Raw genomic sequence first — 26574 nt, 5'->3', positions numbered from 1 at the left:
ACCACCTGTGGGGGACCACTAGTCGGAGAGAGCGCCGCGCACCCCGCGCCGGTCACACCTACCGTGAGCAGCGCCAACAGAGGGACCGCACGCAGCCGCTGTCTAGATGATGTCAAAGTCATCAGTAGATGTGCACGACAGCATTGTCGCCGCCAGTGCAGGTCACAACGGGGCCGCCGGAGCACGACATCGTGTAGTTCCGTCCGGTCACCGGGCTATACGCATTCACTGTCCGCGCCTGACCGGTTCCGCCGGATCCCACGTACTGCGACCAGACGACCTCGGCGAACTCACAGGAGGTTACCGATGACCCGACCGCCGCCGCCGAGTACGGACCTGCCCCGAGGTCCATGCACTCGTATGCGCCGGCTGGCCGACCTCCCTGAGCGGGCTGTGCCGGTCGGACCTCCGGGGCCGTGTCCGCCTCGGCAGGTGCCGTCGCTGTCGCCGAAACCGTGGAGGTCGCCGGGGCTGCGGTGATACCGGAGAATCGAGGGGCCAGGACTATCGCTCCGGCGATCAGCATCCCCAGTAGCAAGACGGAAACCAGTACCAAGATCACGATCACCGCGGTAGAGGGCCCGGACCGCTGGAGCGGCATTCCGTATCCGCCGGGGGGCACCGGCCTGAACTGCTCGGTGGGCGAGGCGTCCCAGTTCGGGGTGTTATTCCATCCGGGTGGCTGGTTGTGGGTCATGGCGAGTCCTGAAGGGTCCGTGCGCCGCTGAATGCCCGCAGTAGAAATTTACTTTATCTCACTTCTGAGAACTGTTGCGGCACATCACGCCCTCGGATTGTCGGCCCACCCCTACCCACCGATCAGCCGCGCTCTTCGACTTCAAGCGCCGGCGGACACTGCTCTGGGCGATCGCTGGCCTCGCCGTCGTCACTGCCCTAGTGGTCTGCTCGCTGTTCATCTGCAGGGCCGCGCGCAGCGGCGATGGCGCGCCCCCGAACTTGATCGACGCCCGGGTCGCCGATCCCGGGCTTTGTCAGCGTCGAAACCCGCCGGGACGAGCGCCTTCCCCGGGGACCTCGTCCGGGAGTAAGGGAGAGCCACGGCGAAGAACGACCAGCGCCGTACGCCGAACGTTCACGACTCCCCGGCGTGGGCACTGTCCCGCCGGTCCCGACGGACGCGGTACCCGCGCCACTCGCGGATAATGGAATACAGAACGTAGGAGGTGAACGCCCCGGCAGGATCGCACCCAGCGCCCACTCGGACGCCGCGATGAGGGCGAGCGTCGTGGTGGACGCCGCGCCGTACACGATGATCAGTCCCGCCACCGCGGCACGCGTCCTCATGATGGTTCGTTCACTCCGCTTCAGATGCCAGAGGAGGGTCGCCCCCGCCAGATCGGCCGCAACGAAGAACATCACGCTGAAGGTCAGAAGGACGAACACCTCGGGGGAATCGGACCCCCGCATCGTCTGGCCATCGAACGCGAGGGCTCTCCACCAGGCCATAACCGAGGCACCCGCCCCGATGTCCGCACACTGTGGACGCCCGTTCCGGTGGACGCCCGAGCCTCTCCTACTCGGTGTGACGGCGCAAGGTACCCCTCCGGTTCCACCGGAACCGACCTCGCCGTGGGTCCCGTTGACCACCGTCATGAGTTGGGCGGACTCAACCGAAGAATCTCTACCTGAGTCGGGAATACTCAACTCCGCGCGAGGGTTGAACCGTGTGCGGCCCCGGAGATACCGGGCGCACACCGATCAGCCCAGAAGGAGACCATCATGGCCACCAGCACCCGCTTCGATCCGTTCCGTGAGCTCGACCGCCTCCTGGGCGAGGGGCTCCGCAGCGCCACCGCCTCGACTTCCCTGCCGATGGACCTCTACAAGGAGGGCGATCGCTTCGTCGGGCTCATCGATATGCCGGGGGTCGACCCCTCCACCATCGACATCGACGTGGAGGACCGCACCCTCACCGTCCGCGCGGAACGCCGTGCGCCCGCGGAGGGTGACGCGCAGTGGCTCATGCACGAGCGGCAGTCGGGGACCTTCGCCCGGCAGCTCGCCATGGGCAAGGGCCTGGCGACCGACAAGATCGAGGCCGACTACACCGACGGGGTCCTGCGCCTGGTGATCCCCGTGGCCGAAGAGGCCCAGCCGCGCAAGATCGCCGTCTCGCACGGCAACCAGAGGGCCGAGCAGGCCGAGCTCGTCGAGGGCGAGACCGACCTCGGGAGCTGATCCACCACTCCGTCGCGCCCCGGCCGCCCCAGCCTCCCCTCGAGGCCGGGGCGGCCGGTGTCGTCCGCGAGAGCTCAGGTGTCGATCTCCCCCACCACCACGAGTACGTCCGTCGCCCGTGACAGTCCCACGTAGATGCGCTCGCGGAGGCGGTCGATGCCCTCGTAGCTGTTGCACACCAGGACCACGGCACGTCGTTCGAGACCCTTGAAGCCGAGGACGTGACCGTAGAAGATGTCCTCGCCGTCCCAGAACGTCTCCCAGTAGGCGTCGTTGCCGTCCTCCTGGAGCTCGACCTGCATGGGGTGACGCGAGCCGATGGTCAGCAACGCCACGTCGCGGGGCTCCCACCCCTCGTCGAGCAGTCGCATCGCCTCGTCGTCTCCCACCGCGACGGGATCGGCGCCCTCCGGCACCTCCACGTACCGGACGGCGGGACCGGTGCCGCCGCGCAGCTCCATGCGCTGACCCACCAGCGGCATGAACGCGCTGGCGATCTGACGCGTATTGCGCAGGTTGTGGTCCAGCACGAGCGGTACGAGGTCCACGGGCGGACGGCCGGCACGCTCGAACACACTCTGGCCCGCGTCGCCGACGATCATGAGCCGACCGTTCTCCCTGTCACGCAGCGCTCCGACGACCGGCTGCCACCAACTGTCGGCGAAGTCCTGGGCCTCGTCGACGATCACGGCGTCGAATCGCTTGCCGTCGGGCAGTTGGTCCGCGAGGTCGGACATCAACCCGGGCAGATCCTCCTCCCACCACCGCACCGTCTCCGTGGACCGAATCCGCTCGTCCGGGCCCACCGGCGCGCCCCACTCGACGCCCAGGGCGTGGAACTCGCCGACGTACGCGGGTCGCTCCCGCCGCTTCCATCCGCCGGTGACTCGTTTGAGGTAGCTGGCCAGCCCGTGCGAGTAGCAGATCAGGGCGACGCGCTGCCCATCCCTCGACAACCGTCGGGCCTGCTCCAGCGCCAGATAGGTCTTGCCGCTGCCCGCGCCGCCCCGGATCTCCACCCGTGGCAGGGCGTCGACCGCCCGCAGGAGCACCGACTGTTCACGGGTGAGCGCGTCGGCGATGTCGGCGTTCTCGGCCGCGCGGGCCACCACGTCGCGCTGGGGCAGCCCCCGACCTCCGAGGATCTCGGACAGCCGGTCGACGGTGTCCGCGGACAGGAACGGGCGGTCCGCCGGGCCCGAGTCCCGGGCCAACCGGAAGGCGATCATCGCGAGGTCGTCGAGCTGATCGCGGTCCACGATCCGGTCTCGCGGGATCTCCGGCATCGCGAAGTCCGCGGGGATCGAGGCGTTCGGGAACACCAGCATGTGGGTCCAGCGCTGGAGCTGATCCGGCCACCGCGGATCCTCACTGACGTACCCGCGCAACGCGTAGAGGGCGTCGCGGCACTGGGCGACCGGGTCGATGGTGACCTTCTTGGTGCCGCTGCCCTGAACCCACCGGCCGTCCTCGATCGCGATCTGCCCGGCCTTGACCTCGATCGCCACGATCCCCGCGCCGGGCATCGCCACGAGGATGTCGACCTCGTGTTCCTTCTCGTATGTGGACACCCGCTGACCCACGACGATCAGGCTGTCGTCGGAGAGCTGGTCGCGGAGGAGGTCGACCACCTTCTCCTCGGTGGGATGTCCGTAGACGGGGTGAGCGGGGATGACACGGGCCATGTATAAGAACTACCTTCGCCACCGTCGCGCGGGTCGGCCACACGCCGCGACCCACCGCCTCAGGGCCTCCTGGTGGCTGTGACGACGACGTCGTGGACCGTCACGGGCGCGCCGCCGTGGCCCGGCATCTCGCGCGAGGTTTCCTCGGCCGCGACGATCTCCCACCGGTCGGCCTCGAGCCGCGCGGTGACGGACGCCGCGGTGACACCGGCCTCTGCCGGCGGATGGGCGCCGCGATCGTGCCCGGCGTGGGTCACGTGCCCGCCGTGCCGCCCATGCCCGGCGTCGTTCAGGTGCCCGACGATGAGCAGCGTGCCGCGAGGGGCGACCCAGCCGGCGAGCCGCTCGTAGAAGTCCAGCTGCGGAATCGCCGGGTGGGCGTAATGGGTGGTGACCAGGTCGTACCGCGCCGGAGGCTCCCAAGCCGAGAGGTCCGCCTCCACCCACGACACCCGGCCGGACAGCCCGAGCTCCGCCGAGCGCCGGGCGGCGATCGTCAACGCCTCCGCGGCGATGTCCGCCCCGGTGACCTGCCAGCCCTGCGAGGCCAGCCAGAGCGCTTCGGTCCCGGCGCCGCAGCCCGCCTCGAGCGCGGTCCCGGGGACGAGGCGGGAGACCTCCCGGATCAGGTATGGGTTCGGGGGGTTCGCGGCCATCGCGGCCGGGCGGTCACCGTCGTCGTCTCCGACGCTGCCGCCGGCACCCGCCCAGATGTCGTCCCAGTAGGCGCGGTCAAACTCGTGTGCCATCGCGCACCTCGATCGCCTTGTCGAGGTCGGCCATGATCAGCGCGGCGTTGATCTGCTGTGCGGCGCGGGCCCCCTGGGCGGCCGCCGCCCCGACCTGCGCCATGAGGTCCGCGCAGTTGCCCGCGGCCCACACCCCCGGCACCGGGGTGGCGCCCATCTCGTCGGTCGGGATGACCGTGCCGACCGGGTGATCGGCGGCCTCCAGGCCGATGGCCGCGTACGGCTCGACCCCGACCGTCATCCGGGTGGCCACCACCACGGCGTCCAGATCGATCACCTCGTCGTCGTCGACCTCCACGCCGACCACCCGCCCACCGTCGGCCGCCACTCCCGAGATCCGCCGCTCCTCGATCGGGATGCCCAGGGCGGCCAGGGAGACCCGGTCCTGCTCGTCGATCGGGCGACCGCCGCTGAAGAACCTGATGTCCCGGCTCCACTGGTGGAACAGCATGGCCTGGTGCGCGGACATCGGATGGGTCCCCAGGATGCCGATCCGCTGGTCGCGCACCTCCCAACCGTGGCAGTACGGGCAGTGCAGGACGCCGCGCCCCCACTGCTCGCGGACCCCGGGGATGTCGGGGAGTTCATCGCTCACCCCGGTCGCGATGAGCAGTGTGCGGGTGGGCAGCACCGAACCGTCGCGCAGGATGACGTCGAAGCCGTGCCCGGCCGTGCGCGTGTCCACGACCTCGCCGTCGATGACCTCGCCGTCGTACCCCCTGACCTCCGCGCGGCCTCGCGCGAGCAGCTCAGACGGGCTCACCCCGTCCAGGGCGAGCAGCCCGTGGACAGCCTCGGCGGGAGCGTTGCGCGGCTCGCCGGCGTCCACCACCGTCACCCGACGGCGGGCGCGGGCCGACGTCAGCGCGGCGCTCAGGCCGGCCGCCCCGCCACCGACCACCACCACATCCCGCAGTTCCCGATCGTCCGTGTCCATCTGTCGACCTCCGCTCTCCGGGCCACCGGTTCCGACCCTCGTCCCCCGACGATGTCCCGTTCGCGCCGACCACGCAACATTCGTTGCCGCTCTGGCAAACTCGGCCCATGACCGATCCGACCGCCCGCACCCTCGACGCCGTGGGTTCGCGGCTGAGGGCCCTCCGGCAACGCCGCGACCTCACACTGACCGCGCTGGCGGAGTCCACCGGGATCTCCACCAGCACGCTGTCGCGACTCGAGTCCGGGCAGCGCCGACCCACCCTCGAACTACTGCTGCCGCTGGCGCGGGCACACGGCGTCACCCTGGACCAGCTCGTCGACGCCCCGCCGACCGGTGACCCGCGGGTGACGCTGCAGCCGATCGCCACCGACCACGGCGCGACCGTGATCCCGTTGTCGCGCCGACCGGGCGGAATCCAGGCGTACAAGTTCGTGCTCCCCACCGGGAGTGACGACGACGAGCCCCACCTCCACGTCCACGAGGGCTACGACTGGGTGTTCGTCCTGGACGGCAGGCTCCGACTGGTCCTCGGCGAGCACGATCTCGTCCTCACGCCGGGCGAGGCTGCCGAGTTCGACACCCGCACCCCGCACTGGTTCGGCGCCACGAGCGCCGGCCCGGTGGAGTTCCTTAGCCTGGTGGGTCGGCAGGGCGAGCGGGCGCACATCCGGGCGGCACCGGCCAGGTGATCTTCGCGACACGATGTCAGCATCTTGTCGACACGGCGTTAGGATCTTTTCCGTCCCCCACGTCGACGCCGGAAGGCCTCCATGTTCCTCGCTTGGCGCGAACTCCTCCACGCGCGTTCCCGATTCGCCCTGATGGGGTCCGTCGTAGCCCTGATCAGCGTCCTGATGGTCCTGCTGGCAGGGCTGACCTCCGGCCTCGTCAACGACGGCGTCTCCGGCCTGCAGCGCATGCCCGTGCAGGCGGTCGCCTTCGCCCCCGAGACCAAGACCGACTCGGCCTTCACCCGCTCCGTGGTGGGTCCGGACCAGGTCGAGGCCTGGGCCGCTCAGCCGGACGTCGAGACCGCCACCCCGATGGGCCTGTCGATCATCAACGCCAAGTCCTCCGCCGGCACCCCGGTGGACCTCACCCTGATCGGTGCCGACCCGGACGGGTCACTCGTGCCCGCCGCGGCGGAGGGTCGCACCCCGACCGCGGACGGCGAGATCCTCGTGAGCTCGACAGCCGCCGAGAACGTCTCGATCGGGAACACGGTGACGGTCGACCGGCTGGAGATCCCGCTCACCGTGGTCGGCATCGCCGCCGATCAGCACACCTTCGGGCACGTCGACATGGCGTTCACCACCCTGACCACCTGGCAGGACGTGAACTCCGGCACCCGCTTCGGCGAGGAGCCGCGCGCCGGCGCCCGTGAGGAGTACAGCGTGGTCGCGCTGGCCGGCGTCGACGGGCAGACCCCCGACCTCGCCGCCGGCGACGCCGTCGCCGATACCTCGGCGCGCCCCATGGAGGAGGCCTACAACGCGTCTCCCGGCTACCAGGCGGAGACGACGACGATGTCGATGATCACCTGGTTCCTCTACGCGATCTCCGCGCTCGTCGTGGGCGCCTTCTTCGCGATCCTCACCGTCCAGCGCTCCCGCGAGATCGCGGTACTGCGCGCCATGGGTGCCTCCACCGGCAAACTGCTGATCGACGCGGTCGGCCAGGCGCTCATCCTGCTGGTCGCCGCCATCGCCGTCGGCGTCGCGATCGGCGTGGGCCTGGGCTCACTGCTGGTCGGGACCGGGATGCCGTTCGCCCTCGAGGCCGGACCGATCGCACTCGGGGCCGCCCTCCTGCTGGTCCTGGGCCTGATCGGCGCCACGCTCGCCACGGTCCGCATCAGCTCCGTCGATCCGCACAGCGCACTGGGAGAGCACCGATGACCACCACCGCACACACCGACACCACCCCGGGCCTGCGCATGAGCGGCGTCGAGCTGGCGTTCCAGGACGGTGACGAGAAGCTCTACGCACTGGCGGGGATCGACCTCGAGGTCGCTCGTGGGGAGGTCCTCGCCGTGGTCGGCCCGTCCGGCGCGGGCAAGTCCAGCCTGCTGGCCGTGGCCGGCGGCCTGGCGACCCCCACCGCCGGCACCGTCGAGGTGGGCGGCCGCGACATCACCGGCCTCGGCCGGCGCGAGCTCACCCGCTTCCGCCGCGACCACGTGGGGTTCGTGTTCCAGTCCGGCAACCTGGTGCCCGCGCTCACCGCACGCGACCAACTCCGTCTGGTGGGCACGCTCGGCGGCGACCGCTCCCGACTCCGCGACCCGGACCAGCTGCTCGAGGCGGTCGGTCTCACGCACCGCGCCCGGCGCCGCCCCGCCACCATGTCGGGTGGCGAGCGGCAACGGGTGGGCATCGCGCGCGCCCTGATGTCCTCACCGGACCTGCTGCTCGTCGACGAGCCGACCGCCGCCCTCGACCGGAAGAACAGCCACGACGTGGTCCGACTCCTCGCCGAGGAGACCCACGAGCACGGGGTGGCCACGGTCCTGGTGACCCACGACCACGAGATCCTGGAGCACTGCGACAGGGTGCTCGAGATGGTCGACGGGCGGCTCGCCGCGCACGTATGATCGACTGTTCTCCAGTTCGCTGACCTGGGAGGTCTCCATCCCCCGCATCGACGCCCCCACCGTGGGCGAGCACCGCGACGCACGGCGCCGGGCCCTGCTCGACGCCGCGCGCTCGATGCTGTCCGAGGCCCCCGGGACCCCGCCGGACTTCAACGAACTGACCGCCCGCGCCGGGATGACGAGGTCGAACTTCTACACCTACTTCCCGTCGCGGGCGGAACTGATCGTCGGCGTGGCCGAGGACCTCATGCCCCGGTGGATCGACACCGTCACCGGCGCGGTCCGGGAGACCGACGGCGGCCGGGCCGGAGTCCTGGCCTTCATCCGGGCGACGCTCGACCGGGTGGCCGCGGGCGATCACGCCATCCTCACCGCGCTGGCCGCCCAGCTCCCCGAGGGCACCGCGCGGGACGACCTGCACCGGATGCACGGCCAGATGACCGCTCCCCTGCGCGAGTGCCTCGTGGAGATGTCCTCCGCGGACCCCGAGGTGCTGACGGAGATGGTCATGGCGGCGACCTTCAAGGCGTCCGAGCTGGTCGAGGGTGGCCGGCGGGTGGACGAGGTGCTGCCCGCGGTCGAGGTGTTGCTCGCTCCGTCCAACGCGGAGCGGCCCGAGACGGACGCCTGATGCCGGACGCCCCGTCGGCGGGTGTCACTGGACCCGGCGACCAACCCGTTCTCGGTGCCGATGGAGGGCACGTCAGCACTCTCGCCGAGTTCTGGCGTTGGAGCTCCTCCAACCTGCTCGACAACACGCTCCGCGGCTTGGTCGCGGAATACCTGGTCGGATTGGCGTTGGAGTGCGTTGACGGTCGCCATCGGACCGAATGGGATGCCTACGACCTCGTGACCACAGACGGCATCACCGTCGAGGTGAAGTCGTCCGCGTACCTGCAGTCCTGGGTCCAGGAGAAGGTGTCAGCGATCCGGTTCGGAGTCGGACGGCGGACCAGCTGGGATGCCGCGACGAACACCTACGCCGAGGTCGCCGGCCGCGCCGCCGACGTCTACGTCTTCTGCCTCTTCCACGAAACGGACAGGGAACGCGCCAATCCGCTGGACACCCGGCAGTGGACGTTCTTCGTCGCCCCCACCTCGGTACTCGACTCGGTCCTGGGCACCCAGAAATCGATCGCTCTCGGATCATTGATCACCAGGATCCGACCGACCGAAACGACGTTCGCCGGACTTCCCGCTGCGGTCCGGGAGATGACGATGCCTCGCGACAGGCGATGACACAGCGGCTTCACTCCGCCCAGCGCCGCGCCTACGCTGAAGCCATCAGCCGGTGTGGGTCTAGGAGGACATCATGACGGACGGAGCCCAGGGCGACAGAACACCCAAGCTGCTCACCGGCGGGAATCCGCAGATCCCCAAGGGCGAGGGACCCGGCCCGGTCCGCGACTACATCGCCGCGATGCCGGAGTGGAAGCAGGCAATCGGCCGGCGGCTGGATGACCTGATCGTCGACGTGGTCCCGGACGTGCACAAGGGCGTGAAGTGGAACCAGCCCATCTACGGTCACGAGGGCGAGGGATGGTTCTTGTCCTTCCGTTGCTTCACCCGCTATGTACAGGTGCAGTTCTACCGCGGCAGCTCCCTCGATCCGGTGCCACCGAAGTCATCCAAGCATCCGGAGATGCGGTACTTCGACATCCACGAGAACGACGATCTCGACGAGGCCCTGCTCCGGTCGTGGATCGAGCAGGCGAGTCGGCTGCCCGGCCAGGACCTGTGATCGCCCACAGCTACCTCCCCGGGATGACCGCCCACCCCGTGGTCATCTGACCGGCGAACTCCGGAAGACGCACCAGGATCCGGTTCTGCTCCGCGCGGGGACGGAATCCCACGTCGAGATACCGCGGCGCCTCGTCGGGGCGGTCGCGGACGAGCGATCGGTACGCGGGCACCAGGTCCTGTTCGATGTACTCCCACCGTGGTTCGCGGTCGGCCCAGTTGAAGGCCGGGAGCGGCGTGTGGGCGACCACCGGCTGACCGCCGACCTCCGCGCGGACCGAGAGTGGTCGGAACTGGCCCAACGTGCGGGCGCCCGGGATGTCGGGCGCCCCGCCGACGGTGGTGATGTAGGTGAGCACCCGGCCGAGATCGCCTCGACCCGCGGCGGTGGCGTCCCACTGGTCGGCGATGATCTGGTTCTGCTCCCGGGACGCCATCCGCAGCAGCGCCTCGGACAGGCCGTCGGGGGATCCCTCGTCGAGCATCCGCCAGGATTCCAGCGCATAGTCGTCGTACGCACCTCCCGCGGCGAGTTCCTCGACCGCGGGCAGGCCCCCCGCGGCGTAGGCCTCGTGCACCGGGATCATGTCCGTGAAGATGTGCCGCTGCATGACGAGGAGTCGATGTATGTACCAGTCCACGTCGGGTTGCCGCAGCGTGGGGCCGAACGTGGCCAGCAGCCGGACGTCGCGCGGCATCTCGCGTGCCACCTCCCACGGCAGCCCGGCCATCGCTCCCCCCACCCCGAGCCCCGCCTCGTGGACACCGGGAACGGTGAGCAGCCCGCCGACGTCGTCGAGGTCCCAGAACCCGGCGGCGAACGACATCCCCGCGAGCCCGGCCATCCCGGCCCACCAGTACCCGTCGTGGGAGTTGTACAGGCGCAGGTAGTTGACGTACACCTTGTCGACCGTGTCGAGGTTAGCCGCCAACCCCCGGGCGGGTTCCCACTGCTCCAGGTCGATGTCGGCGTTCTCCGCCCCCACCGCCAACCAGTACTGGCGCGCCAGGGTCGAGTACCTTTCCGGGGCGACACGGGCGGCCCTCACCACGTCGAGCGCGGCCCGGAGTTCTGCCACGTCGGTGGTCATCCCGGTGGAGACGCCACCCGCCATTTCGCCGTCGGCGTTGTCGGCCGGGACATCGAGGTAGACCGAATACGGCGTGGCACCGGCGGTCGTCGGCGAGTGGACGACGGACACCACCGTGAGCATGAGAGCGGCGAGCAGTGCGACGGTGAGTGCTCCGAGTCCGTCTCGTGCTCGACCCATGACGCGCCACCCCTGCTCGCCCGACTGTGATCTGGATCACCCTAAGCGGAATCCATCCGGGCGGCGACCGCACGCGCCGGAGCCCGATGAGGCCATCCGACGTGACACGCGCGACAATGGACCGGATCACGCTGTCGAGCAGCACCCGCGGAGCCAAGGAGTCCAGTGAGCACCCCCGTCGACCGGGCCCCGGCCCGTAGCGCCACCCGAGACCTCGCCCAGATCGCGGTGTTCGCCGCCCTCATCGTGGTCCTGGGGCTACCCGGGCAGATCAGCATCGGTTCGGCGGGTGTGCCCATCACCCTGCAGACGCTCGGCGTGATGCTCGCCGGCTCACTGCTCGGCTGGCGCAAGGGCGCCCTGTCGGTGCTCGCGGTCATGGTCATCGGTCTCGCGCTGCCCGTCCTCGCGGGCGGCCGCACGACCCTGACCTCGCTGGCCGGCCCCACCGCGGGCTTCCTCATCGGCTGGATCCCGGCGGTGATCGTGATCGGCCTGCTCACCGCGTGGATCATGCCGCGCTACCGGCTCGTCCCGGGACTGCTCATCAACATCCTCGGCGGCATCGTCGTCATCTATGCCGTCGGGGTGGCCGGCATGCTGCACCGCACCGAACTGACGCTCGGCGGTGCGATCGCCGCCAACACGGTGTTCCTGCCGGGTGACCTGGTCAAGGCGGTCGTCACGGCGATCGTCGCGACGCAGGTCCACAAGGCACGTCCCGGCCTGATCGAGCCGCTGCGCCGGAAGTGACCAGCACGGAGATCCGCTTCGACGGGGTCGGCCACGCCTACGGTGACCGGACCGTCCTCGCCGACGTCGACCTGACCCTCACCGAGCGACGCATCGGGATCGTCGGCGTCAACGGCGGCGGCAAGTCGACGCTCGCTCGGATGATCAACGGTCTCGTGGTCCCCACCACCGGGACGGTCACCGTCGACGGCCTCGACACCCGCCGCAAGGGCGCGGCGATCCGCCGCCGTGTGGGCTTCTGCTTCACCGATCCGGACACCCAGATCGTCATGCCGACCGTGGAGGAGGACGTGGACTTCTCCCTGCGCCGTTCGGGTCTGAACCGGGAGGAGCGACGACGACGAGTCGCGCAGGTGCTCGAGACCTACGGCCTGGCCGGCCATGCCGAACATCCGTGCCACCTCCTCTCCGGGGGACAGAAGCAGTTACTGGCTCTGGCTGCGGTGTTGGTGATCGAACCCGCCGTGGTGGTCGCCGACGAGCCCACGACCCTGCTGGATCTGCGCAACCGGGCGCTGGTCGCCGAGACGTTCGCCGGGTTGCAGCAGCAGCTCATGGTGGTGACGCACGATCTGGACCTCGTGGCCGACTTCGACCGCGTCCTGGTGGTGGACGGCGGCCGGGTCGTGATCGACGACGCCCCCGGCCCAGCGCTGGCGGGCTATCGGCGGATCGCCCTGGGTTCGGGGCCGGGGGCCTAGGTGTTCGCCACCTATCAACCGGGGAACTCGCTCCTGCACCGACTGCCGGCGGGGTGGAAGATCCTGCTGGTGTGCGTGCTCATCCTCGTCGCCACCCTGGCGATACGCGAGCCCTGGCACGTGCTGCCCGCCCTGGGGGTGACCGCGGTCCTCTACGCGATCGGACGGATCCGTCCGCGGGCGGCGTGGGACCAGGTCCGCCCGGTGCTGCCGATGCTCATCGCGATCCTGGTACTCCAGTGGATCGTCGCCGACCTCGACACCGCCCTCCGGGTCTGCGGGGCCCTGCTGGTCGCGATCACGGTGGCGGGCCTCGTCGCCCTGACCACCCGCGTCTCGGACATGCTCGACGCCGTCACGCGGGCCGCCCAGCCGCTGCGGCACGTCGGTGTCTCACCGGACCGGATCGCACTGGTGTTGGTATTGACCATCCGCGCCATCCCCCTGCTCGCGCGTCGGCTTCGCCAGGTCACCGAGGCCCGCAAGGCCCGCGGCCTGGGCATGTCGATCCGCGCGCTCGTGGTGCCGACCGTGCTCGGCGCCCTCACCACCGCCGACCAGTTGGGCGACGCGTTGGCCGCCCGGGGCGTGGACGACTGAACCCGACCGGTGGCTGGATGCGGACGCCGTCCCCGGCACCGCTGCGTATCGTGGGGCCATGTCCCGACGCACCCGGAATGCCGGCCGAGACGACGCCGCAGTGGGCTCTCCAGCCGAGCCTTCTTCCCCCCGGTCCTCCGCTCTCGTGCCCACCACGACGGAGTCCAAGGAGGTCGCGCTGCGTTCGGCCCCCCTGTTCAGCCTGGCCGGGTCCGCGTTCGGCGCCGTGGCCGCGGTGGCGCGACTCGCGCGCCCGAAGGCACTGCACCCCAAGGGTGTGATCGCCGAGGCCACGCTGAGCGTGACCGGGGTCGGTCGTACGGGGTCGTCCCTGCTGGACGTGACGGGCCGCTGGCCGGCGACGATCCGGTTCTCCCGCGCGGTGGGCCTGCCGGACGCGGTGCCCGACATCGGCGGCATGGCCGTCCGCATCCACGCCGAGCGGCCGGTGGACATCCTGCTGGCCAGCACCGGCACGGGACCGCTGAGCCGGTACGTCCTCACCACGGGCTGGCGGACGATGGGCCGCACCATGACGTCCATGTTCCCGGTGCTCATCGCGGGTCGCCCGCTCCTGTTGGCCGCGATCCCCACCGGCGACGGCGGCACGTGGACCCTGCAACATGCGACGCCGCTCGGCAAGTGGAAGACGCTGGGCCGGCTCACGGTGGACTCGTGGGAGGACGATGACGAGAACCTGCACTTCGATCCGATCGGGAACCGTCTGCCCGGGTCTCGCTACCCGAACGTCCTCAGGGCGCTGCGGGACCCGTCGTACCCGCCCGCCGACCGCGGCGCCTAGGACCGATCAGCACTCCGCGGCGCCGCGCCGCCAGTACCCCATGAACCCCACGGCCTCCTTGGGCACCCCGGCGGCGTCCACGGCGAGGCGGCGCATGGCACGGACGAGCCCCGCCTCTCCCGCGAGGAACACGTACGGCTGGCCGGAGGAGACGGCGGTCGCCGGCTGCCATTCGCGCTCCGCGGGTCGGCGTCCGCCCAGGACGGTCCGCACGCACTCGTCGCCGAGGTCCAGCACGCCCGCCAGGCGTCGGGCCACCGCGGTGCCGGGCTCCCCCTCCCGCGGCAGCAGGGTGACGAAGTCGGGGGCGTCCTCTGCCAGTGCCACGGCATCGCGGTGGGTGGGCACCTCCACGATGATCTGTACCTGACGCCGCGTCACCGCCCCGCCCGACACAGACCCGCCCGCCACCGAGCCATCCGTGGCCTGCTCCGCGGCGAGTTCCCCTGCCAGTTCCTCGGCGATCGCCAGCAGCGCCGGCGCGGCGGTCTCGTCACCGGCGCACACGACCCGCTCGGACTGCCCGGGCGCCCAGGCCGCCCACGGCGCGTGCCCGCGCCCGGGCCCGGCGATGTGCACGATGTCGCCCGGCCGTACGGAGCGCGCCCAGGCGGATCCCGGCCCCTCGTCGCCACCGGGGTGGACCACCATGTCCACCGTCAGTGCGGGAACGTGTTCCCCGTCCAGTTCGACGGTGTCCGCGCGGCGGACGGTGTAGGTGCGCATCCAGCCGCGTTCGGCCTCTGGCAGTGCGAGCCAGTCGCGGATCGCGTCGGCGTCGGGGATCGCGCCGCCACCGCCCGGCGGGGGCACGATGACCTTGATGTAGGCATCACGGACGGTGCCCGGGTCCACCACGTCGGCGGACCACCGCAGCAGCTCGGGCCCGGCCACCACGAGGCGGAGGAACGACTCCCCCAGCGGGCGGGCGTCGATGACGCGGGTCTGCGAGACGACGATCGGTGCCTCTACTGCTACAGCGGTCATGTGGTCCCCTTCCGTCGTCCCCGTGGCAGCACCACGGGGTGGCCGGTGGCCGGATCGGTGATGATGTCGGCGTCCAGGTCGAACACGCGACGCAAGGTCTCCTGGGTGATCACCTGGTCTGGCGGGCCCGCGGCGACCACGCCACCCTCGGCGACCGCCACCAGGTGATCGGCCACCCGCGCGGCCAGGCTGAGTTCGTGCAGCACCGCCACCACGGTGCGGCGGCCGGTGCCGTGGTCGCGGTGGCCGGCGGGCAGCGGCAGGTCGCGTACGAGATCGAGGACGTCGAGCTGGTGCGCCAGGTCGAGGAACGAGCACGGTTCGTCGAGCAGGAGGGTGGGTGTGGCCTGGGCCAACACGAGTGCGACCCAGACGCGTTGCCGTTGGCCGCCGGACAGCTCGTCGACCCGCCGGTGGGCGAATTCGGCGGTGCCGGTCATCGCCAGCGCCTCGGCGACGGCCGTGTCGTCGTCGTCGCCTCCTCCCCACCACCGACGGTGAGGGTGCCGGCCGCGCGCGACGAGCTCGGCCACGGTGAGCCCCTCCGGCACCAGCGGGGACTGCGGCAGGAACGCCACGGACCGCGCGTGCTCGCGGGCACCGACCTCGGACAACAGATGACCGTCGGTCTCGATCGACCCGGACAGCGGGCGCAGCTGTCGCCCCAGGGCCCGCAGGATCGTGGACTTGCCACAGCCGTTGGCACCGATGAGCACGGTGGTCCGTCCGGCGGGGAGGTCCAGGTCGAGGTCGCGGATGACGGGCTCCGCGCCGTATCCCAGGGTCAGGCCGCGCAGGCGGAAGGCGGCGTCGGGTTCCGGGCCGAGGTCCATGGGCAGGGCCGGGGTCACGGACGCGACGGGCGCGGGGATGCTCATCAGGCCGCCTTTCTCGAACGCAGGAGGATCCACAGCATGGCGGGGGCGCCCAGTGCGCCGGTCACCACGCCGGTGGGCAGGTCGACCGTCCCCAACGCCTCTGAGGCCACGATGTCCGCGGCCACGACGATCACGGCGCCGGTCAACGCGGCCGCCCCGATGCGCGGGCGTCCGCGGCCGAGCGCGGCGGCGACGGGAGTGGACAGCAGGGCGACGAAGGCGAGCGGGCCGGCCACCGCCGTCGCGGCGGCGGCGAGCAGGCTCCCCACCCCCAGCGCGGCAGCACGGGTGGGGACCGGGCGGGACCCGAGGCCGACGGCGAGCTCGGGCCCCAGCTCGGCGGGCCGGAGCGCGGCGTGCAGCCACATCCCCGGCGGGAGCAGGACCACCAGCGCGACGGCGAGCCAGGCGATGCGCTCCCCCGACGCCCCGGACAGCGACCCGACGGTCCACACGGCCGCTTCCTGGGCTCCGGTCAGCGGGAGCCGCGCGATGAGCTGGGTGACCACCGCGGTGCCGAGGGCGGCGACGGCCACACCGCCGAGCAGGAAGCGTTGGCCGACGATCCCGGTGCGCCGGCCGGCGGAGGCCGCCAGGACGATCGCGAGCGCGACCGCGGATCCCACCAACGCGGCGGGTACGACCCCCACGCCGCGCAGCCCCCACAGCGCCATCCCGGCCACGGCCCCGGCGGAGGCGCCGTGGGAGATCCCGAGGATGTCGGGGCTGGCCAGGGGATTGCCGAGGACGCGTCGGAACAGCGCGCCGGACGCGCCGAACGCCAGGCCGGCGAGCGCACCGAGGACCGCACGCGGCAGCTTGTCCTCCATCACCACGAACGCGGCGCCGGGGATCGTCGCCCCGCCGAGGATGGCGATGAAGTCGGGGATGGTCACCGTGTAGCGCCCCAGCAGCACGCGCACCGCCATCACCGTCACCAGGGCGACCGCGAGGCCGACGACGACGAGGACCGCATGCCTGCGGCGGCGGGACGACAGGTGGCGGACGATCTGCTCGGTCTCGGCGAGCTCGGTGTGGGTCGAGGCGCCGCTGGCGGGGCCGGCCGTTCGGTAGAGGACGTCGGGGCTCACGAGCCGCCCACCCCCCGGTTCGCGCGGAGCAGGGCGATGAGGAACGGCACACCGATCGCCACGGTCATCACCCCGACGGCGATCTCCCCGGGCGGGGCGACCACACGCCCGACCGTGTCCGCGAACAGCAGGACCACCGGCCCCACGATCACTGACAGGCCCAGGACGACGCGGTTGCCCACCCCCACCAGCCGCCGCAGCAGGTGCGGCACGAGCAGTCCGAGGAAGGCGATGGGGCCGGCGAGCGCGGTGGCGACCCCGGACAGGATCACCACACCTGCCAGGACGACGGCGCGCCCCACGACGGGTCCCACTCCCAGCCCGCGGGCCAGGTCGTCGCCGAGCGCGAGGGCGTCGAGGGTGGCCGCGCCGGCCAGGACGAGGACGAGCCCCAGCAGGATGAACGGCGCGGCGGCACCGATCTCGGGTGCGGACGCGCGGGCCACCGAGCCCAGGCCCCAGAAGCGGAACCGGTCCAGGACTCCGGGAAGGGCGATGACCAGCGAAGAGGTCACCGCGGTACACCCCGCGGTGACGGCGGCCCCGGCGAGGACGAGTCCGGTGCCCGAGTCGGCGCCGAGTCGACCGGCGCCCACCACCACCATGCCCGCGGCCAGGGAGCCGGCGACCGCGAACAACGCGACGGCGGACGGGCCGGCGGCCGGCGCGAGGGCCAGCCCCAGCACCACGCCGAGCGCGGCGCCGGCGGTCAGCCCGAGCAGGCCCGGGTCGCCGAGCGGATTGCGGGTGGCGCCCTGGAGCCCGGCGCCCGCCACCGCGAGCGCGGCGCCCACGAGGATCGCGGTGATCGTGCGGGGAACCCGGGCGGCCACCACCACCTCGTCCATCCCGGTGCCCGACCCGGGGGCGAGGGTGGCCGTGAAGTCACCGGCGAACACCTGCGACGGGAGCGCCGCCAACACCGACCACACCACCGTCGGGTCGACGGATCGCGCTCCCACGAACAGCGAGAGTGCCACGCCCGCGACGAGCAACGTCGACGAGGCCACCGTGCCGATCACGACACGGTGGCGCCGCTGCACGGTCGGTACGGCCGGCACCGCCGACCCACCCGCCGACCCGCCCGCCGGGAGGGCGGGCGGGTCGGCGGTGCTCGCCGCTGGGGTGGTCACGCGCGTCAGGCCTGCTGTGCTGCCGCGATGATGTCGGGCACGACGTTCTCCAGCGCCCACGGCAGGCTCAGGGGCGAGGAGGCGGAGATCGAGAGGACCTGCTGCTCGTCGGTCTGCACGACCATCCGCCCGGCCTCGACGGCGGGGATGCGCCCGAGCAGCGGGTCGGACTCGATGGCCTCGCGGACCTCGGGGGAGGCGGCGTAGGTGACGAGGATGTCGGAGACCAGCTCGTCGGCGCGCTCGGGTGACCAGGTCACCGCGAACTCCTCGGGCGAGCCGCTCGACGCCTCGGCGACGACCGGCGCCTGGACCATCCCGAGCTGCTCGAGGAAGCGGGGGCGGTTGTCGACGTCGGTGAAGGCGTAGATCTTCTCCGCCGCGTCGGGGTCGACGGTGCCGTAGATGAAGGTCGTGTCGCGGATTCCCGGGTTGTCCGAGGCGACCTGATCGATCTGCCCCTCGACGTCCGTGATGAGCTCCTCGGCGGCCTCGGAACGGCCGAGGGCCTCGCCGATCAGCCGGGTCGAGTCCTGCCAGGCGGTGCCGAACGCGACATCGCCCTCCGGCATCGCGATGGTGGGGGCGATCTTCGAGAGGGTCTCGTACTCCTCTGCGGTCATCCCGGAGTAGACACCCAGGATGAGATCCGGCTCGAGGGCCGCGATCGCCTCGGTGTTGATTCCGTCGGTCTCGGAGTACAGCGTCGGCATGTCACCGCCGACCTCCTCCAGTTCCGCGTCGAACCAGTCCGTGGACCCGTTCGCGTTGGCGCCAAACGAGTTGCGGGGCATCCCCACCGGAACCACACCCAACGCCAGGGAGACGTCGGCGTTGACCCAGGAGATGGTGGCCACTCGCTGGGGCGCCTCCGGGATCTCGGTCTCGCCGTAGGCGTGCGAGAGGGTGCGGGGGAACTCGCCCTGCCGCTCGACCCCGCCTCCCGCGCCGGCGTCCCCGCCGCCGTCGACGGCGCCGGTCGAGCACCCGGCCAGCACGGCCAGGAGCGCCGCGACGGCCGCGAGGGCCACGAGGACCGCCCGGGCCCGAGGGAGCGCGGGGCCGTCAGGTCCGTCGAGCGTCAGCCGGGATCGTGTAGCGGGTGCGGTCATGGGGTCTCCGTCTGGTGTGGAACGTCGCCCGGCCCGAAACCGACCCAGGCGACTTAGGCTTGGCTTACCTTGGTGGGCGTCACCGTAGCGAGAGCCGGACCCTCAACGCAACAGCTACGTCAAAGATTTCCACTTCACCTGTCCCGCAACGTGATTCATGTCACTCTACTGTTGTTTAGGTAAGCCTACCCTGCATAGCGTTCGGTCGTGCCACTGTCCCCGAGTAGGTCGGAGTACCCGTGAACGATCCATTGTTGAGCAGCCGGAACCGGGAGGCCCACGCCGCCGCCCTGGCTGCCGCGACCGCCGAGGTGAGCCGGTATCTCGACGGTCGGACCACGCCGCGCTCGTCCGCGTCGCCCTCGACGTTGGAAGCGCAGACCGCCGCCGTCGATCTCGCCGCACCGCTGGGCACGCTGGACAGGGCACTCGAGGAGGTCCGGGAGCTCTACCTCGACCACGCCGTCGGCTACCACCACCCGCGCTACCTCGCCCACCTCAACTGCCCGATCACCATCCCGGCGGTCGCCGCCGAGGCACTCGCGACATCGGTCAATACGGCTGTAGAGACCTGGGACCAGGGCACGTCGGCGTGTCTGATCGAACAGAGGCTCATCGACTGGGTCACCGGGCTCATCGGTTTCGACGCCAGTGCTTTCGACGCCAGTGATCTCGACGCGACCCCCCGCCCGGACGGCGTCTTCACCACCGGCGGTACCGCCTCCAACCTGCAGGGCCTGTTCACCGCCCGCGAGGACCGTCTCGCCCGACCGGCCCCCGGGCGCCGGGGTGCGGGGCGGGACGCGGACCGCGGCGCCCGACTGTCCCGGCTGCGCATCGTCACGGGCGAACACGCCCACCTCAGCGTGGTCAAGGCGGCCCGCCTGCTGGGACTCTCGCCGGATGCGGTCATCACCCTGCCCGGAGACGGCGACCGGATGGACCCCGCGACCCTGGACCGCACCCTGTCCGCGCTGGCCGACGCCGGGGACGAGGTCGCGGCCGTCGTCGCGCTGGCCGGCACGACCGACCACGGCGCGATCGACCCGCTGCGGGCGGTCGGTGGGGTCTGTCGCGACCACGACGTCTGGCTACACGTGGACGCCGCGTACGGCGGCGGGCTCCTGGTCTCCCCGACGCGCCGGGACCTGCTCGACGGGATCGAGCTCGCCGACTCGGTGACCGTGGACTTCCACAAGACGTTCTTCCTGCCGGTGGCCGCCTCGGCGCTGCTGCTGCGCGACGGTTCGGGCTTCCGCCACTCCACCGTGAGCGCCGACTACCTCAACCCCGCCGACGGCGACGACCACGCCGTGGACAAGTCCCTGCAGACCACCCGCCGTTTCGACGCCCTCAAACTGTGGATGACGCTCCGCGTGCTGGGCGCTGACGGCATCGGCCGTCTACTCGACGAGGCGATCGACGTGGCCGCCCGGATCGGCCGGACGATCGAGGCCGACCCGGAACTCGAGTTGGTGCGGCGCCCGGCGCTGTCGACGGTGCTCTTCCGGCCCCGGCCCGCGGTGACCGCGCCCGACCGTCCCGTCACCGACAGCGCACTCACTGACGACGAGGCCAACGCCCTCGTGCGCCCCGTCCGCGACGCGCTGTTCGCGGAGGGGCGTTCGCTCGTCGCGTCGACGGTCGTGGACGGCCGGCCCTGTCTCAAGCTGACGGTTCTCGATCCGAACCTCGGAGACGAGGACGTGGCCGTCGTGCTGACGGACGTCCGCGACGCCGCTCGCTACCTCGCCGAGGGGATACGTGAGGCCACGACCGCGGGGGTGCTGACGTGAGCACTGACCTGAGCACCTCCCGCGTGCACGACCTGCTCGGCATCGGTATCGGCCCGTTCAACCTGGGCCTGGCCTGTCTGGCCGAGCCGCTGGGACTGGACGCGGTGTTCCTCGATTCCCGCGACGGTTTCGCGTGGCATCACGGACTCATGCTCGACGACGCGACCATCCAGGTGCCGTTCCTCGCCGACCTGGTCACGTTGGCGGACCCGACTTCCCCGTATTCGTTCCTCGCCTATCTCAAGCAGGTCGGGCGCCTGTACCCGTTCTACATCCGTGAGGATTTCCAGCCGCTGCGCGCCGAGTACGACGCCTACTGCCGGTGGGCTGCCGAGCGGGTGCGCGGCCTGCGCTGGGGGCGGGAGGTCGTCGACGTCCGACGGGAGGACCAGGGACGAGAGGGACCGGGCGACGACGACGAGGCCCCCGTCTACCGTGTCACCGCCCTCACCCGCGAGGGCACCGAGACCTATCGTGCCCGCCACCTGGTGCTGGGGATCGGCACGACCCCGTGGTCACCGATCGACGCGGGCCCGCTCGACGGTGGCGGCACGGTGGCTCTCCATGCCTCCGACTACCTGCACCGGCGGGAGGACCTGCTCTCGCTGGGGTCGGTGACCGTGGTGGGCAGCGGCCAATCGGCCGCGGAGATCTACCACGACCTGCTTTCCGCCTCTGCCGACGTCGGCCCGCGCGTCGACTGGGTGACGCGCTCGCCGCGGTTCTTCCCGATGGAGTACACCAAGCTCACACTCGAGATGACCTCGCCCGAGTACATCGACCACTTCCACGAACTGCCCCCGGACCAGCGCGACCGGATGCTGCGCGAGCAGCGTTCGTTGTACAAGGGCATCGACGCCGAGTTGATCAACCAGATCCATGATCTGCTCTACCGCCGTTCGGTCCAGGGCCTGGACACCGGGCTGCTGGCTGCCGCCACGTCCCTCGACGGTGCCCGCCGGGAGGCCGACCCCACCACCGGCCCTGCCACCGGCACCGGCCCTGCCACCGGCTCCGGCGCTGTCCTGCACCTGGACCTGGACTGCACCGACACGGGCAGCCCGTGGACCCACCACACGGAGGGGCTCGTCCTCGCGACGGGCTACTCCCCCACGCCGCCGCGGTTCCTCGACGGGATCGCCGAGGAGATCGACAGGGACGGCCGCGGGCGCTACCGGGTGGCCCGTGATCACACCGTCGACCGCGCGCACTCCTTCATCCATGTCCAGAACGCGGAGGAACACACCCACGGGCTCACCGCCCCGGACCTGGGCATGGGAGCGATGCGCAACAGCATCATCCTGCGCGGGATCTGCGGCCGCGAGGTCTATCCGATCGAGTCGTCGATCGCGTTCCAGCAGTTCGGCGCCCCGACCGCCCGGCACCAGGAGGCACGATGAACACCACCGCACCCACCCACACCAACACCGTCCACACCAGTGCCGTCCACACCCCCGCCGGAGTGGTCACCCTCGAACCACTGGCCCTCGACCACGACACCGTCCGCACCCTGCACGCGTGGCTCGACCATCCCGGTTCCGCCTACTGGGGCATGCGGGGAACCACCCCGGCAATGGTCGAGGAGTTCTTCACCGACTGGTCGGCGAGTCCGCACCGGTCGGTGCACACGGTGCGCATCGACGGTCTACGTGTGGGCCTGTCCGTGTTCTACGACCCGGCCGTCGTCGAACTCGACGGCCGGTACCCGCACGAACCGGGCGACCTCGGGATGCACCTGCTCGTCGCGCCCACCCGCACACCGGTCCCCGGCACGTCCGCGGCCGTGATGGGTGCCATCTGCTCGACCGCGTTCGAGGTGCCGCTGTTCGGCGCCCCGGCCCACCGGGTGGTGGTGGAGCCCGACATCCGGAACACCGCCGTGCACCGGCTCAACGCCCGCGCCGGCTTCCGCGAGGACGGCCCAGTCGACCTGCCCGACAAGACGGCACTGCTCTCCATCTGTAGTGCCGAGGCGTTCCGCGAGTCGGAGATCGGCCGGACGGCGACGCCGGTCTCGTCGTCGTCGCCGGTCACACCGCCACCCCACGCCCACCTCACCGGTCACGCCATGCGCCGCGCGCACCGCCACCTCTGCGCCAAGGCGCTGGCCGAGTTCTCCCACGAGCGGCTCCTCGCGCCCACCCGCTCCACTCACACCGACGTCGGCCCGGACACCTACGAAGTGCGCGCCGGCGGCGAACGGTGGACGTTCCGCGCGCGGGTGCTGCCGTTGGAGCACTGGGCAATCGACGTGGCCTCGCTGCGCCGCGAGGTCGACGGTGTCCCGGCCGAGCCGGACGCGCAGGAGCTGATCCTCACCCTCGCGCCCCGTCTGGGGATCCCCGGGTCGCTCGTGGGGACCTACCTGGAGGAGATCGCGGCCACGCTCGGCTCGGCGGCGTTCTGCCTGCACCACCGCGATCGCCCCGCACAGCAGCTGGCGGAGGCCGACCTGCAGGTGGTCGAGGGCGCGATGACCGAGGGGCATCCCGGGTTCGTCGCCAACAACGGCCGCGTGGGCCTGGGGCTGTCCGACCGTCACCGTTACACGCCCGAGGCCCCGTCGACCGTCCGGCTGGTGTGGCTGGCAGCCCGCCGCGGCCTGAGCCACCTGGCCACCGTCACGGGCCTCGACGAGCGCGACCACTACGCGCGCGAGTTCGGCACCGAGGCGCTCGTACGGTGCGACGACCAGCTGCGCTCGCTGGGCCTCGACCCCGCCGACTACCGCATCCTGCCCGTGCACCCGTGGCAGTGGCAGCATGAGGTCGCGGTGGCGTTCGCCCCCGATCTCGCGCGCCACGACCTGGTCTACCTGGGCGAATCCGACAGCGAGTACCGGCCACAGCAGTCCGTCCGCACCTTCTTCGACGTGACCCACCCCGAGCGCGGCTACGTCAAGACCGCCCTCGCCGTGCAGAACATGGGGTTCACCCGCGGCCTGTCGCCGAAGTACATGCGCGACACCCCGGCCGTCAACGACTGGGTGGCCGGGGTCGTCGCCTCTGATCCGGTGTTGCGCGCGCTGGATTTCCAGATTCTGCGCGAGGTCGCCGCCGTGGGCTACACCGGCGACGCCTACCACCGGGCGGCCGCGGCCGGGATCTCGGACGAGGGGCCGCACACCAAGATGATCGCGGCCCTGTGGCGCGAGAGCCCCGTTTCGCGGCTCGCCCCCGGAGAACGTGCCGTCACGCTGGCTTCGATGCTGCACGTGGACCTGCACGGGCGGCCCCTCGCCGTCGAGCACCTCGAGCGGTCGGGCCTGGACGCCCGGACCTGGCTCCGGGCGCTGCTCGACGCCTACGTGCTGCCCGTCGCGAGGTGCCTGCTCGTGCACGGGCTGGTCTTCATGCCGCACGGTGAGAACGTGATCGTGGTGATGGGCCCCGACCACACCGTGCGCCGGGCGCTGTTCAAGGACATCGGCGAGGAGGTCGCCGTGGTGCGTGCCCGGCCCCTGCCCGCCGGACTCGAGCGGATCCGCCACGTGGTGGACGCGGAGACAGCCGCACTGAGCGTCCACACCGACGTCATGGACGGGGTGCTGCGCCACCTCGCCTCGATCCTCGACGTCGCCGGGGTGCTCGAGGCGGATCAGTTCTGGGACGAGACGCGGCAGTGCCTGGAGACCCTGGCTCCCGGCGGCGGTCGCGGCGGCGGCGGTCGCGGCGGCGGCGGTCGCGGCGGCGGCGGTCGCGGCGGCAAGGGGAACAACGGCGAGGACCACGACGGCGAGGTGCACGACGGCGAGGTGCACCGTCCCACCTGGGAGGCGCTGTTCGCTCCGCGGTTCAAGCACTCGTGCCTCAACCGCCTGCAGCTGCGGAATACCCGTCAGATGGTGGACCTGACCGATCAGGCCGGATCATTGCAGTTCGCGGGGACGCTCGCCAACCCGCTCATCTCCCGGCTGGTCCGGGACGACGACACGCCGGGCGAACCGCAGCGTCCCGCCCGCCCGGGCACGGAGCCGGGCGCGGAGCCGGCGACGGTAGCGTCGACGGCATGAACGGACGGGAACTCCAGAAGTGCGCGGCGATGCGCGCCCGCGAACTGCCCGCGTCGACTCTGGAGTTCCCGTTCGGGCCGGACTTCGATGTGTTCAAGGTCCGCGGGAAGATGTTCATGTTCCACGCGGTCGTCAACGGCGAGCGTCAGGTGATCCTCAAGGCACTGCCGTCGGATTCGATGGCCCTGCGCGATGCGCACGCCGACATCACGCCCGGGTACCACATGAACAAGCGGCATTGGATCTCGCTGCACCCCGGCGGCACGCTGACCGCGGACATGGTTTCCGAGCTGGTCACCGAGTCCTACCGACTCGTGGTGTCGGGCCTACCCCGGGCACAGCAGCCCGTCGAACCGCACGCCTTCGGGCGCGGGCAGCGCTAGGTAGGCCGACGCCCACCACCCGGACCGACCCCGCCCCTTAGCCAGGGCCTTGGGGTTGGAGTCCGGGCGCGGGGCGCGGGGGCCGGGCGCGGGGCGCGGGAGCCGCCTCAGTTCTCCGGAGTCAGCGCGGCCTCGGAGACAGAACCCAGTCGATCACCCACGGACCCCTCCACCGACTCGGTGGCGGACCCGGTGTCGATCTGATCCTCGAGCGACGCGCCGACCAGTGGCACACCGGACACCACCGCGCCGACGGAACCCTGGACGTCTCCCTCGAGCAGCGCATCCGCCGACTCGGCGACCGGGTTGAGGACCATGCAGATGACTCCCACCGGAACCTGCAACGGCACGCCCATCAGGTTGGCGGCAGCGCCGGCCGCCGAACCGAGATTGCACACGAGGGTGGCGGTGGAACCCAGCGGTCCGGAGGCGTAACCGGGCAGAGAACCCGTAACGGAACCGGGCAGCAGCTCGCCAGCCTCGCCGAGATAGCCCCCCTCGGTCTCCGATGCCCCCGGGAGGGAGTCGGAGCCGGTGGCTTCCGAAGTCTGGGCGGCGGCGGCCCCCGTAGAGAAGACGAGGAGCGCGGCGGCCACGGCTCCGGCACAGGTGATGGTCTTGGTCATGGAACGCCTCCGAGTTTGGGTCTACGGGGCATCCACCCCAAGCAATCAAGAAGAGTGGATCATACATTTCGCTGAAATGGGCGATCGGTGATTGCAAATCAATAGGTAGGCCAGCAGCGGAGAAAACCCTTGCTTGGTCGAATGTGTGTGCGTATCGTAGAACACAGATTCGATACCAGGTAGCCAGACGGTCAGGGGGTGGAGCACATGGGCGGAAACGCAGACGCCGCGGCCGGTGGCCCGTCCCCATCCCCGTCCGGTGGTCCGTCCCCGTCTGGTGGCGGCGCCGGTTCCGCGGCGCCCGTGTCGCTGTCGGGGTTGCGGGCGGCGGCGCGGGAGGGGTGGATGGGCGAGAATCGCGCGGCGGCGCGCCGGTTCGTGGCGTGTTACGAGCTGTTTGTCGAATGCCAGCGCCGGGAGGAGTCCGGTGCGGGCGGCGGTGAGTGTCGGCCCGGTCATGCGGTACTCGATCCGATCGATGTCGCGGCCGGGTACGTGGTGTCGGCGATGGCGATCTCGACGG

Annotated in this window: 25 protein-coding genes; 15 read left to right on the top strand and 10 right to left on the bottom strand. The window is 71.2% G+C overall.

What is annotated here, in order from left to right; translation table 11 throughout:
• The first annotated feature begins 1740 nt into the window (after positions 1–1740).
• Positions 1741–2199: an Hsp20/alpha crystallin family protein gene (locus AC3DEV_RS14545; RefSeq protein WP_067713942.1), complete on the top strand. Its 459-nt coding sequence runs from the start codon at positions 1741–1743 to the stop codon at positions 2197–2199.
• A 74-nt stretch (positions 2200–2273) separates the two neighbouring features.
• Here the strand turns inward: AC3DEV_RS14545 and AC3DEV_RS14540 are convergent, their stop codons facing one another.
• From AC3DEV_RS14540 to AC3DEV_RS14530, 3 genes are read right to left on the bottom strand one after another with little or no spacing between them, the layout of a single operon-like run.
• The gene (locus AC3DEV_RS14540) at positions 2274–3884 is read right to left on the bottom strand and encodes an NERD domain-containing protein (protein WP_488372553.1); all 1611 of its coding nucleotides are present in this window, start codon (positions 3882–3884) and stop codon (positions 2274–2276) included.
• Between the two features lie 59 nt (positions 3885–3943).
• Positions 3944–4633: a class I SAM-dependent methyltransferase gene (locus tag AC3DEV_RS14535; protein WP_488372552.1), complete on the bottom strand. Its 690-nt coding sequence runs from the start codon at positions 4631–4633 to the stop codon at positions 3944–3946.
• On the bottom strand, positions 4617–5570 hold the full coding sequence (locus AC3DEV_RS14530; protein ID WP_488372551.1) for an NAD(P)/FAD-dependent oxidoreductase: 954 nt from the start codon (positions 5568–5570) through the stop codon (positions 4617–4619). Before AC3DEV_RS14530 ends, AC3DEV_RS14535 begins: the two co-directional genes overlap by 17 nt.
• Positions 5571–5677: 107 nt before the next feature.
• On the opposite strand from AC3DEV_RS14530, the gene AC3DEV_RS14525 reads away from it, so the two are divergent.
• The 6 genes from AC3DEV_RS14525 (at position 5678) to AC3DEV_RS14500 (ending at position 9907) form a co-directional block, all read left to right on the top strand.
• Complete coding sequence (locus AC3DEV_RS14525; RefSeq protein WP_120285857.1) at positions 5678–6262, top strand: helix-turn-helix domain-containing protein; 585 nt, start codon at positions 5678–5680, stop codon at positions 6260–6262.
• 81 nt (positions 6263–6343) lie between these two features.
• On the top strand, positions 6344–7471 hold the full coding sequence (locus AC3DEV_RS14520; RefSeq protein WP_488372550.1) for an ABC transporter permease: 1128 nt from the start codon (positions 6344–6346) through the stop codon (positions 7469–7471).
• On the top strand, positions 7468–8166 hold the full coding sequence (locus AC3DEV_RS14515) for an ABC transporter ATP-binding protein (RefSeq protein WP_271799538.1): 699 nt from the start codon (positions 7468–7470) through the stop codon (positions 8164–8166). Before AC3DEV_RS14520 ends, AC3DEV_RS14515 begins: the two co-directional genes overlap by 4 nt.
• 61 nt (positions 8167–8227) lie before the next feature.
• Positions 8228–8797 (top strand): TetR/AcrR family transcriptional regulator, encoded by a 570-nt coding sequence (locus AC3DEV_RS14510; protein WP_488372549.1) that lies wholly within the window; start codon positions 8228–8230, stop codon positions 8795–8797.
• Positions 8797–9405 carry a hypothetical protein gene (locus AC3DEV_RS14505; protein ID WP_317470850.1) on the top strand — a complete coding sequence of 203 codons (609 nt, stop codon included), beginning with the start codon at positions 8797–8799 and terminating at the stop codon, positions 9403–9405. The genes AC3DEV_RS14510 and AC3DEV_RS14505 overlap by 1 nt, the downstream gene beginning before the upstream one ends.
• A gap of 73 nt (positions 9406–9478) precedes the next feature.
• On the top strand, positions 9479–9907 hold the full coding sequence (locus AC3DEV_RS14500; protein WP_396444073.1) for a DUF1801 domain-containing protein: 429 nt from the start codon (positions 9479–9481) through the stop codon (positions 9905–9907).
• A gap of 10 nt (positions 9908–9917) precedes the next feature.
• Here the strand turns inward: AC3DEV_RS14500 and AC3DEV_RS14495 are convergent, their stop codons facing one another.
• The gene (locus AC3DEV_RS14495) at positions 9918–11177 is read right to left on the bottom strand and encodes a hypothetical protein (RefSeq protein WP_488372548.1); all 1260 of its coding nucleotides are present in this window, start codon (positions 11175–11177) and stop codon (positions 9918–9920) included.
• Between the two features lie 165 nt (positions 11178–11342).
• Between AC3DEV_RS14495 and AC3DEV_RS14490 the strand changes: the two genes are divergently transcribed.
• The 4 genes from AC3DEV_RS14490 (at position 11343) to AC3DEV_RS14475 (ending at position 14033) form a co-directional block, all read left to right on the top strand.
• The gene (locus AC3DEV_RS14490) at positions 11343–11930 is read left to right on the top strand and encodes a biotin transporter BioY (RefSeq protein ID WP_488372547.1); all 588 of its coding nucleotides are present in this window, start codon (positions 11343–11345) and stop codon (positions 11928–11930) included.
• A complete protein-coding gene (locus AC3DEV_RS14485; protein WP_488372546.1) occupies positions 11927–12631 on the top strand; it encodes an energy-coupling factor ABC transporter ATP-binding protein in 705 nt (234 codons plus the stop codon). The genes AC3DEV_RS14490 and AC3DEV_RS14485 overlap by 4 nt, the downstream gene beginning before the upstream one ends.
• The gene (locus AC3DEV_RS14480) at positions 12632–13231 is read left to right on the top strand and encodes an energy-coupling factor transporter transmembrane component T family protein (protein WP_067713923.1); all 600 of its coding nucleotides are present in this window, start codon (positions 12632–12634) and stop codon (positions 13229–13231) included.
• A 145-nt stretch (positions 13232–13376) separates the two neighbouring features.
• A complete protein-coding gene (locus tag AC3DEV_RS14475; RefSeq protein ID WP_488372545.1) occupies positions 13377–14033 on the top strand; it encodes a phosphodiesterase in 657 nt (218 codons plus the stop codon).
• A gap of 6 nt (positions 14034–14039) precedes the next feature.
• On the opposite strand, the gene AC3DEV_RS14470 is transcribed toward AC3DEV_RS14475, so the two are convergent.
• From AC3DEV_RS14470 to AC3DEV_RS14450, 5 genes are read right to left on the bottom strand one after another with little or no spacing between them, the layout of a single operon-like run.
• Entirely contained in the window at positions 14040–15020 is a 981-nt protein-coding gene (locus AC3DEV_RS14470; protein WP_488372544.1) for a siderophore-interacting protein, read from the bottom strand.
• Positions 15017–15853 (bottom strand): ABC transporter ATP-binding protein, encoded by an 837-nt coding sequence (locus tag AC3DEV_RS14465; RefSeq protein WP_488372579.1) that lies wholly within the window; start codon positions 15851–15853, stop codon positions 15017–15019. The genes AC3DEV_RS14470 and AC3DEV_RS14465 overlap by 4 nt, the downstream gene beginning before the upstream one ends.
• Before the next feature lie 44 nt (positions 15854–15897).
• Positions 15898–16989 carry a FecCD family ABC transporter permease gene (locus AC3DEV_RS14460; RefSeq protein WP_488372543.1) on the bottom strand — a complete coding sequence of 364 codons (1092 nt, stop codon included), beginning with the start codon at positions 16987–16989 and terminating at the stop codon, positions 15898–15900.
• A complete protein-coding gene (locus AC3DEV_RS14455) occupies positions 16986–18122 on the bottom strand; it encodes a FecCD family ABC transporter permease (RefSeq protein ID WP_488372542.1) in 1137 nt (378 codons plus the stop codon). The genes AC3DEV_RS14460 and AC3DEV_RS14455 overlap by 4 nt, the downstream gene beginning before the upstream one ends.
• Positions 18123–18127: 5 nt before the next feature.
• Positions 18128–19234 carry an iron-siderophore ABC transporter substrate-binding protein gene (locus AC3DEV_RS14450; RefSeq protein ID WP_488372541.1) on the bottom strand — a complete coding sequence of 369 codons (1107 nt, stop codon included), beginning with the start codon at positions 19232–19234 and terminating at the stop codon, positions 18128–18130.
• A gap of 239 nt (positions 19235–19473) precedes the next feature.
• Between AC3DEV_RS14450 and AC3DEV_RS14445 the strand changes: the two genes are divergently transcribed.
• From AC3DEV_RS14445 to AC3DEV_RS14430, 4 genes are read left to right on the top strand one after another with little or no spacing between them, the layout of a single operon-like run.
• Entirely contained in the window at positions 19474–21030 is a 1557-nt protein-coding gene (locus AC3DEV_RS14445; protein ID WP_488372540.1) for a pyridoxal phosphate-dependent decarboxylase family protein, read from the top strand.
• Positions 21027–22430, top strand: coding sequence for a lysine N(6)-hydroxylase/L-ornithine N(5)-oxygenase family protein (locus tag AC3DEV_RS14440; protein WP_488372539.1), 1404 nt, complete (start codon positions 21027–21029; stop codon positions 22428–22430). The genes AC3DEV_RS14445 and AC3DEV_RS14440 overlap by 4 nt, the downstream gene beginning before the upstream one ends.
• Entirely contained in the window at positions 22427–25042 is a 2616-nt protein-coding gene (locus AC3DEV_RS14435) for a GNAT family N-acetyltransferase (RefSeq protein WP_488372538.1), read from the top strand. Before AC3DEV_RS14440 ends, AC3DEV_RS14435 begins: the two co-directional genes overlap by 4 nt.
• The gene (locus AC3DEV_RS14430; protein WP_488372537.1) at positions 25039–25425 is read left to right on the top strand and encodes an MmcQ/YjbR family DNA-binding protein; all 387 of its coding nucleotides are present in this window, start codon (positions 25039–25041) and stop codon (positions 25423–25425) included. Before AC3DEV_RS14435 ends, AC3DEV_RS14430 begins: the two co-directional genes overlap by 4 nt.
• A gap of 107 nt (positions 25426–25532) precedes the next feature.
• Here the strand turns inward: AC3DEV_RS14430 and AC3DEV_RS14425 are convergent, their stop codons facing one another.
• Positions 25533–26051 carry a hypothetical protein gene (locus AC3DEV_RS14425; protein WP_163375625.1) on the bottom strand — a complete coding sequence of 173 codons (519 nt, stop codon included), beginning with the start codon at positions 26049–26051 and terminating at the stop codon, positions 25533–25535.
• Positions 26052–26574: the final 523 nt, after the last annotated feature.

Source organism: Dietzia sp. IBK-p2-15D, assembly GCF_057773105.1.
The sequence above is the reverse complement of the archived record's forward strand: the minus strand, read 5'-3'. Positions and strand labels throughout refer to the sequence as shown.